This window comes from Geoglobus sp. (genome assembly GCF_054018175.1).
The window spans coordinates 1-6115 of record NZ_JBPLZQ010000083.1 but is presented as its reverse complement, the minus strand read 5'-3'; the positions used below and the strand labels follow the sequence as shown (position 1 = coordinate 6115).

At 54.1% G+C, this 6115-nt stretch carries 9 protein-coding genes and 1 pseudogene; 2 read left to right on the top strand and 8 right to left on the bottom strand.

Annotated elements, in window-relative coordinates:
- Positions 1 to 37: 37 nt before the first annotated feature.
- The 4 genes and pseudogenes from ACXJJC_RS06605 to ACXJJC_RS06590 all read right to left on the bottom strand — a co-directional run bounded on the left by ACXJJC_RS06605 (position 38) and on the right by ACXJJC_RS06590 (position 1438).
- Positions 38 to 502 carry a YfcE family phosphodiesterase gene (locus ACXJJC_RS06605; RefSeq protein ID WP_456370362.1) on the bottom strand — a complete coding sequence of 155 codons (465 nt, stop codon included), beginning with the start codon at positions 500 to 502 and terminating at the stop codon, positions 38 to 40.
- A gap of 30 nt (positions 503 to 532) precedes the next feature.
- Positions 533 to 1177 (bottom strand): 16S rRNA methyltransferase, encoded by a 645-nt coding sequence (locus tag ACXJJC_RS06600; RefSeq protein WP_456370361.1) that lies wholly within the window; start codon positions 1175 to 1177, stop codon positions 533 to 535.
- 30 nt (positions 1178 to 1207) lie between these two features.
- Positions 1208 to 1282 (bottom strand): annotated as a pseudogene (locus ACXJJC_RS06595) (4Fe-4S binding protein); the annotation flags it as partial.
- A complete protein-coding gene (locus ACXJJC_RS06590; RefSeq protein WP_456370359.1) occupies positions 1283 to 1438 on the bottom strand; it encodes a hypothetical protein in 156 nt (51 codons plus the stop codon).
- Between the two features lie 47 nt (positions 1439 to 1485).
- Between ACXJJC_RS06590 and ACXJJC_RS06585 the strand changes: the two genes are divergently transcribed.
- Positions 1486 to 2433: an AIR synthase related protein gene (locus tag ACXJJC_RS06585; RefSeq protein ID WP_456370357.1), complete on the top strand. Its 948-nt coding sequence runs from the start codon at positions 1486 to 1488 to the stop codon at positions 2431 to 2433.
- Here the strand turns inward: ACXJJC_RS06585 and ACXJJC_RS06580 are convergent.
- From ACXJJC_RS06580 to ilvE, 4 genes are read right to left on the bottom strand one after another with little or no spacing between them, the layout of a single operon-like run.
- On the bottom strand, positions 2425 to 3165 hold the full coding sequence (locus ACXJJC_RS06580; protein WP_456370355.1) for an A24 family peptidase C-terminal domain-containing protein: 741 nt from the start codon (positions 3163 to 3165) through the stop codon (positions 2425 to 2427). The two genes, ACXJJC_RS06585 and ACXJJC_RS06580, sit on opposite strands and share 9 nt — an antisense overlap.
- Positions 3140 to 4138 (bottom strand): homoserine dehydrogenase, encoded by a 999-nt coding sequence (locus ACXJJC_RS06575; protein WP_456370353.1) that lies wholly within the window; start codon positions 4136 to 4138, stop codon positions 3140 to 3142. Before ACXJJC_RS06575 ends, ACXJJC_RS06580 begins: the two co-directional genes overlap by 26 nt.
- Positions 4135 to 4641: an ACT domain-containing protein gene (locus ACXJJC_RS06570; RefSeq protein WP_456370352.1), complete on the bottom strand. Its 507-nt coding sequence runs from the start codon at positions 4639 to 4641 to the stop codon at positions 4135 to 4137. The genes ACXJJC_RS06575 and ACXJJC_RS06570 overlap by 4 nt, the downstream gene beginning before the upstream one ends.
- Positions 4642 to 4647: 6 nt before the next feature.
- Positions 4648 to 5526, bottom strand: a complete 879-nt coding sequence (ilvE, locus tag ACXJJC_RS06565; protein ID WP_456370366.1) for a branched-chain-amino-acid transaminase — start codon at positions 5524 to 5526, stop codon at positions 4648 to 4650.
- Between the two features lie 83 nt (positions 5527 to 5609).
- Between ilvE and ACXJJC_RS06560 the strand changes: the two genes are divergently transcribed.
- The gene (locus ACXJJC_RS06560) at positions 5610 to 6101 is read left to right on the top strand and encodes an adenosine-specific kinase (protein ID WP_456370364.1); all 492 of its coding nucleotides are present in this window, start codon (positions 5610 to 5612) and stop codon (positions 6099 to 6101) included.
- Positions 6102 to 6115: the final 14 nt, after the last annotated feature.

Below are 6115 nucleotides of genomic sequence, written 5' to 3'. Positions count from 1 at the left end.
ACTCGTTTAACGGCGATTAAAAACCAGTGGGGTTGGGTCAGAACTCCACAGTATTGACCTCACCATCCTTGGAGATTGTGGGGGTTCTTTTGCCGGTGGGGTATCCACACGCCTCTCCGGGGTTGAGGAGCCTCGCCCTCCCCTCCTTTCTGACCTCCGCCCTGTGGGTGTGCCCGCACACAACAATTTCGAACCTGCTGCTAAGGGCTTTAAGCACCTCCTGACTCGTGCCGTGGTACACGGCGAGGTCGCCGACCCTGATGACGTCTCCAAACACCCAGTTCTTGGACACCGCGATCTCCATCAGCTTCTGCCTGTCCCCGTCGTTGTTGCCGAACGCCAGATAGAGGTTATCGAGACCGAGGAGCTCCTTAAGAGCAAAGGGGGAAATCACATCCCCAGCGTGAACGTAAAAGTCCACCTTTTCACCTTCGATCTCGCGCAGCAGATCCCTTATCGCCACCACATTGTCGTGTGTGTCCGAAAAGGCGATGAACCTCATGGAATAACCTTACCGGAGTAAAATAAAAAGCTAACTGAATTTTTCGAGAATACAGATCGTTTTATACGTGACGTAAAGACTCGTCTTTGGTTCATCCCCAAATCCGGCGAACCTGACACCTTTCTCCCTGAAGATCTCCCACACCATATCGTCAAAGTCTCCGTGGGGAAATGCACCTATGCAGACAGTAAGGTCTCCTGACGCTGCCGCCTCGAGAAGTGGCTCAACGCCATACCCCTCGTGCATCACCACCGCGTTCTGGTCGATCAACTCGTCCAGCCCATCATCCACGATCTCCAGCAGCACCTCCCCTCCCCCGGAAATTCTCCCCTTCTTGAACAGGTCCTCCATCAACCCGACGAACCTGTTGTAATTTCTCGGAAGCCTTGTCCTGCGGTTCACCCGTATCACTTTCCCGGAAATCGTGTGGACGTAAATTTCGACGTCTTTGAGAGAGGAATCGAGGAGGGCAAGCAGGCAGTGGTGGACTATGTCTGGCCTCCCCCTCTTCTCCCTGTTCTCGAGACCATCCATTGCTCTGTGGTGCCTGGAGTCGTCGAGAATCATCTCCTCCGCCCTCTTCCCCCTCCTCCTCGCGTCCCTCCTCACGACCTCGTGGCTCGCGATCTCCGGAGGAATCGTTTCGAGGGAGGATTCGAGAAAAACGAACCTCATCGAGACAGGTAGGAAAGAGGGGTAAAAAGGTTATGCCTCTGCCCTGACGACGCTGATGCATCCCGTCGGACAGATTCTCTCGCACTTCCTGCAACCCACGCACCTCTACTGATGGGTCGGGAACGGAATAGGTCTCCTGAACTTCCTGCCAAAGAACTCGTACTCTACCATCTTCCACTCCCACACACCCTTGTCGCAAACGTCTATGCACTCTCCGGCGCCACCACACCTCCTCGCATCGAACTCGACCCTGTACTTCATGGAGAGCCCGAAAACTCTATTTGAATAAAAAGGAAAGAGAGGTTTTGATGGCAGATGATGAAACCGAGCTGAAGCGCGTGATTGCCGAGCTCAAAAACTATCCGGGCCTCACAAGAAAGAGCTACGCCGGTATGTTCAGGGATGTGGTTGGAGAATTCTTTGGAGAAGATGCGGGCTTCTACAGCCTGGAAGGCTGTGAGATCGTCCTAACTTCGGATGGAATCTGGCACAGAGTTCTCGAAGAGGACCTCTACTGGGGCGGTTTCGTTTCCGTCCTCGTAAACGTCCACGATATCTACGCGATGGGTGCAAGACCGCTCATGGCGGTCAACGTGATCTCGGCGAAGAGCGTTGCAGAGCTGCAGGAGATGAAAAAAGGAATGAACGACGCGCTCGAGCTCTTCGGGATAAGGATGGTGAAGGGGCACGTCCACCCCGACAGTCCCGGCAACTCCATAGATGTGGCGATGGTTGGCATTGCCGAGAGAGGGAGGGTCATCAGGTCCTCCACCGCAAGGCCGGGAGAGAAAATAGTGGTCGCAGTTGACACGGAAGGGAAACCGCACGAAAAGCTACCCTACAACTTCGACTCAACTAGGAAAGAGCCGGAACAGCTGATCAGACAGTTTGAATCGATGATCCGGCTGGCCAGAATGGGTCTGGTCGGCGCGGGTAAAGATATCAGCAACGCCGGAATTGCCGGCACAGTCGCAATGCTTCTCGAGACCAGCGGAAGAGGTGGCTGGATTGACATAAAGCGGATTCCGAAGCCAGAGAACGTGGACATTCTCCAGTGGCTCAAAACCTATCCCGCATGTGGATTTGTCGTCACGACAGGAGAGGCAAAGAAGGTCGTGGACGTTTTCAGAGAGCATGGAATTGAGGCACAAGTCGTGGGAGAGGTTGACGACTCGCGTTTGCTCAGGCTGAGAGCTGGAGAAAAAGAGGAGACCTTCTTCGACTTCAACAGAGAGAGTGTCTTCGGGCTAAGGTAAAAGATTCACCACCGCGTAACTCAGCACGTCACCGAAGATGAAGGCCATCACGTAGCCGATGGTGAGAAAGACTATGAAGGGTATCTGGGGTGTGACCCATATCCTGTCGATTCTCCCCTCTCTCGCAGCCTTTTCAAGCCTCCTCAGCATTCTGTCGTCCGGTTCAACGCCCCTCCTCAGCCTTACCAGCCTGTCCGCCTCATCCACGTACTCGAGCAGTGAGTGGTGGTCGGGTATGCGGCTCGCCGGAACCCTTCTGCCGATGAAGTAGTAGAGCCAGAATTTCCTGATTCCCCCCGCACCCTCCTTCACAAGGTTGAGAAGCAGAAAGTAGAGAGCGAACAGCGGAGCAAAAATCACAGCATTTGCGAGCGTCGAGAACGCGAATGAGAACCCCTTCATGAGCACCGGAAACGGGTGCACTTCAGGATAGAAGGGAAAGGTGACTGCGAGCACCATCAGTGCCTTCGCATCCGCTCCCCCGTAAAACCCCACCCGGTAAAAGAGATACGCGAGGGAAATCACGAACACCGCCTGAAACAGAGCGAGGTACAGCTCGAGAGTGGAGTGCTTGACCAGCAGCAGCTCAAGGAGAGTGGGTGGGATCAGTGCCGCGAGCATGATTTTCCACACTCTGTTCGGAACAATCCTGCTCCTGAGATCCATCCTGCTGGCCTGTACAAGGAACGCGAGACCAGTCAGGAACTTAAGGATGGCTATTACGCTTTCCATACATATCAACGAGGTCGGAGATTATCGCACTCGCGGTCTCCCTCTTACCTGCACCTCTCCCTATCACGAAGACCTCACCGGCAAGGTCGGTCTCGACGAGGATTGCATTCATTGTGCCGTAGATTGCAAGCGGATGTGTCAGCTTGACAAGCCTCGGAGACACCTCGAGCTTTCCGTGCTCGTCGGCCTCTGCTATGAGCCGTATCGTGTAACCCTTCTCACCTGCGACCTCAAAGGCCTCGGGAGTTATCCCCTCGATCCCGCTGATCCTAACGTCTTCGAACCTCGCATCCACCCCGAAAACCGAGTTCGCAAGAATCACGAGCTTCGCTCCAGCATCAATCCCCCGCACGTCATACCCCGGGTCAGCTTCAGCGATTCCGAGCTCCTGTGCCTCGCTGAGAATCTGCTGATAGGGCATTCTCTCCCTCTCCATCCTCGAGAGGATGTAGTTGGTCGTCCCGTTCAGGATACCCCTGACCCTTCTCACCCTGTTTCCCGCGAGATCGTTCCTTATCAGCTTTATGACCGGCATCGCTCCACCCACAGTTGCCTCGTAGCCCACCCTGACTCCATTCTTCTCAGCGAGAGACATGATCTCCCTGAACGCCACCACGAGCGGACCTTTGCTGGAGGTTATCACGTTTATTCCCCTCTTCAGCGCTTCCCTGATGTACCCGAGACCCGGCTCCCCGGTGAAAACGTCAGTCGGCGTGGTGTCTATCAGCAGGTCAAAGTCCACTGTGTCGAATAGCTCGCCAGCCCTCTTGGTTTCTGGAAGCTTCCCTCTCTCTTCCTTTTCTCTGATTGCCTGAGATACGCTGAAGTCTCCGTAAACTGAGCTCTTGGAGTCGGCTATTGCGACTATCCTGTAATCGCCAACCTCTCTCTCAATCAGGGGCCTGTTGGTCTCGAGCGCCTCTGCAACCCCTCTGCCAACCGTACCGAAGCCGAAAATCGCTATCCTGATCATAGCAGATCCTCATTCAGCGGCTCTATAACGAGAATGTTCTTTTTCTCACAAACCTCACGGAGGATTGAAACCGCCTTCTTCAACTCCTCCTTGCCCTTCGCGGATATAGTCACGAGCGCCGTTGACGGTTCGCTGAGCTTGGGCATCGTTATGTGCAGCTCCACGACCTCCGCGTAGCCCGTCTCGTCAATCCTGTTGACCGTGTCGCTCAGGTCTGTGTGAATTATGTGCCCTATGAGCAGGAAGCTCGCAGTGGCGAGGAGCCTCACCTCGTTGTAGCTCCTAACGTGTATGCCCGCCTGCTTTATTCTCTCGACCAGACTTTCGAGCTTTTCAGAGCCTATGTCTATCACGAGCTCCACAGGGACTCGCTTCATCGCCGTCGTCTTGTGCCTGTCGTGAACGACGCTTATGATGTTGCCACCCATCCTCGAAATCGGCTCGATTACCCTCAGCAGCTGTCCCGGTTTGTCCTCCAGCTCAACGACGAGGGTTACGATCATCACGGATCACTTGTATATCTCCACGCCCTCCCTCGACGTTATCTCGCCGAACTTTTCAATAAGTCTTCTCGTCACCTCTCCCGGCTTTCCGTCCCCAACCGGTCTGCCGTCTATGTAGGTTACCGGCGCTATTTCGGCAGCCGTTCCCGTGACAAATATCTCGTCCGCCGAGTAGAGATCAAAGAGACCGATGTTTGCCTCCCTGAACGGAATTCCCAGCTCCCGTATTATGTCTATCACAACGGCCCTCGTTATCCCCCTGAGGTTGTTTATGGTCGGTGGTGTCACGATCTCGCCGTTCTTGATGATGAAGATGTTGTCCCCGCTCCCCTCGCTCACGTAACCGTTGTGATCGAGGAAAATCGCCTCATCTCCTCCCTTCGCATTTGCCTCTATCTTGGCGAGTATGTTGTTCAGGTAGTTCAGCGACTTTATGTTCGGGGGGAGCGCGTCAATCGCGTTTCTCCTGACCGTGACGGTCACTGCTCTGAGGCCTCTTTCGTAGAGGTCTCCGTAAAGCCTGCCCCACGGCTTCGTTATGATTATGATGCTCGGGTCCGAGCACTTCCTCGGATCGAGGCCAAGATCGCCCACTCCCCTCGTCACGATTGGTCTTATGTACGCGTCCCTCAAACCGTTTCTCCTGAGCGTCTCCAGTATGGCCTCCGCAAACTCCTCTTTAGTGATCGGGATTTTGAGGTCTATTACTCTCGCGCAGTCGTACAGCCTGTCGATGTGCTCGTAAAGCTTGAAGACTCTGCCGTTGTACGCCCTTATTCCCTCAAAGACTCCGTCACCGTACAGAAAACCGTGATCGAATATGCTGATCTTAGCCTGACTTTCCGGGACGAATTCTCCGTTCATGTAGACGAGAAGCTCCTCCATCCTACCCCCCGCCAACCTTGACATTAAATATCAAATAAATCTTTCGAATTCGAAAGTGTTATTTTCTCGCCCGATACACTAAGATCATGAAGCTGGAGGTCGTAAAGATCGAGAACCCGGATAACAGATACCAAGTGATCGTCGGGCAGGCGAACTTCACAGTTTTCACGTGCGACGACATTTTCAGAACTCTGCTCACATCAGTTCCAGGAATAAAGTGCGCAGTAGCCATGAACGAAGCGGCCCCAAAGCTCACCAGAGTCACGGGAAATGACGAGAAGCTGAAAGAGCTTGCCGCCAGAAACGCGCTGAACATTGCCGCGAGTCACGTTTTTGTGGTTTTTGTTGAGAACGCATTCCCGATAAACGTCCTCAACGCCGTGAAATCACATCCAGCGGTTTGCAGCATATACGTCGCTTCGGCGAACCCGATTGAGATAGTCGTCGCCGAGACAGAGCTCGGGCGTGCAGTTCTCGGAGCGGTGGATGGGCAGAAAGTCGAAAGGATCGAGACCGACGAGGAGAAAAAGGAGAGGAGAGAACTCGTGGAAAGGCTCGGGTACAGAGTTGATTGACGAGCTGTAGGGTA

Coding starts and splice junctions, on each gene's coding strand:
- ACXJJC_RS06605 (WP_456370362.1), bottom strand. CDS start 502: ATGAGGTTCATCGCCTTTTCGGACACACACGACAATGTGGTGGCGATA.
- ACXJJC_RS06600 (WP_456370361.1), bottom strand. CDS start 1,177: ATGAGGTTCGTTTTTCTCGAATCCTCCCTCGAAACGATTCCTCCGGAG.
- ACXJJC_RS06590 (WP_456370359.1), bottom strand. CDS start 1,438: ATGAAGTACAGGGTCGAGTTCGATGCGAGGAGGTGTGGTGGCGCCGGA.
- ACXJJC_RS06585 (WP_456370357.1), top strand. CDS start 1,486: ATGGCAGATGATGAAACCGAGCTGAAGCGCGTGATTGCCGAGCTCAAA.
- ACXJJC_RS06580 (WP_456370355.1), bottom strand. CDS start 3,165: ATGGAAAGCGTAATAGCCATCCTTAAGTTCCTGACTGGTCTCGCGTTC.
- ACXJJC_RS06575 (WP_456370353.1), bottom strand. CDS start 4,138: ATGATCAGGATAGCGATTTTCGGCTTCGGTACGGTTGGCAGAGGGGTT.
- ACXJJC_RS06570 (WP_456370352.1), bottom strand. CDS start 4,641: ATGATCGTAACCCTCGTCGTTGAGCTGGAGGACAAACCGGGACAGCTG.
- ilvE (WP_456370366.1), bottom strand. CDS start 5,526: ATGGAGGAGCTTCTCGTCTACATGAACGGAGAATTCGTCCCGGAAAGT.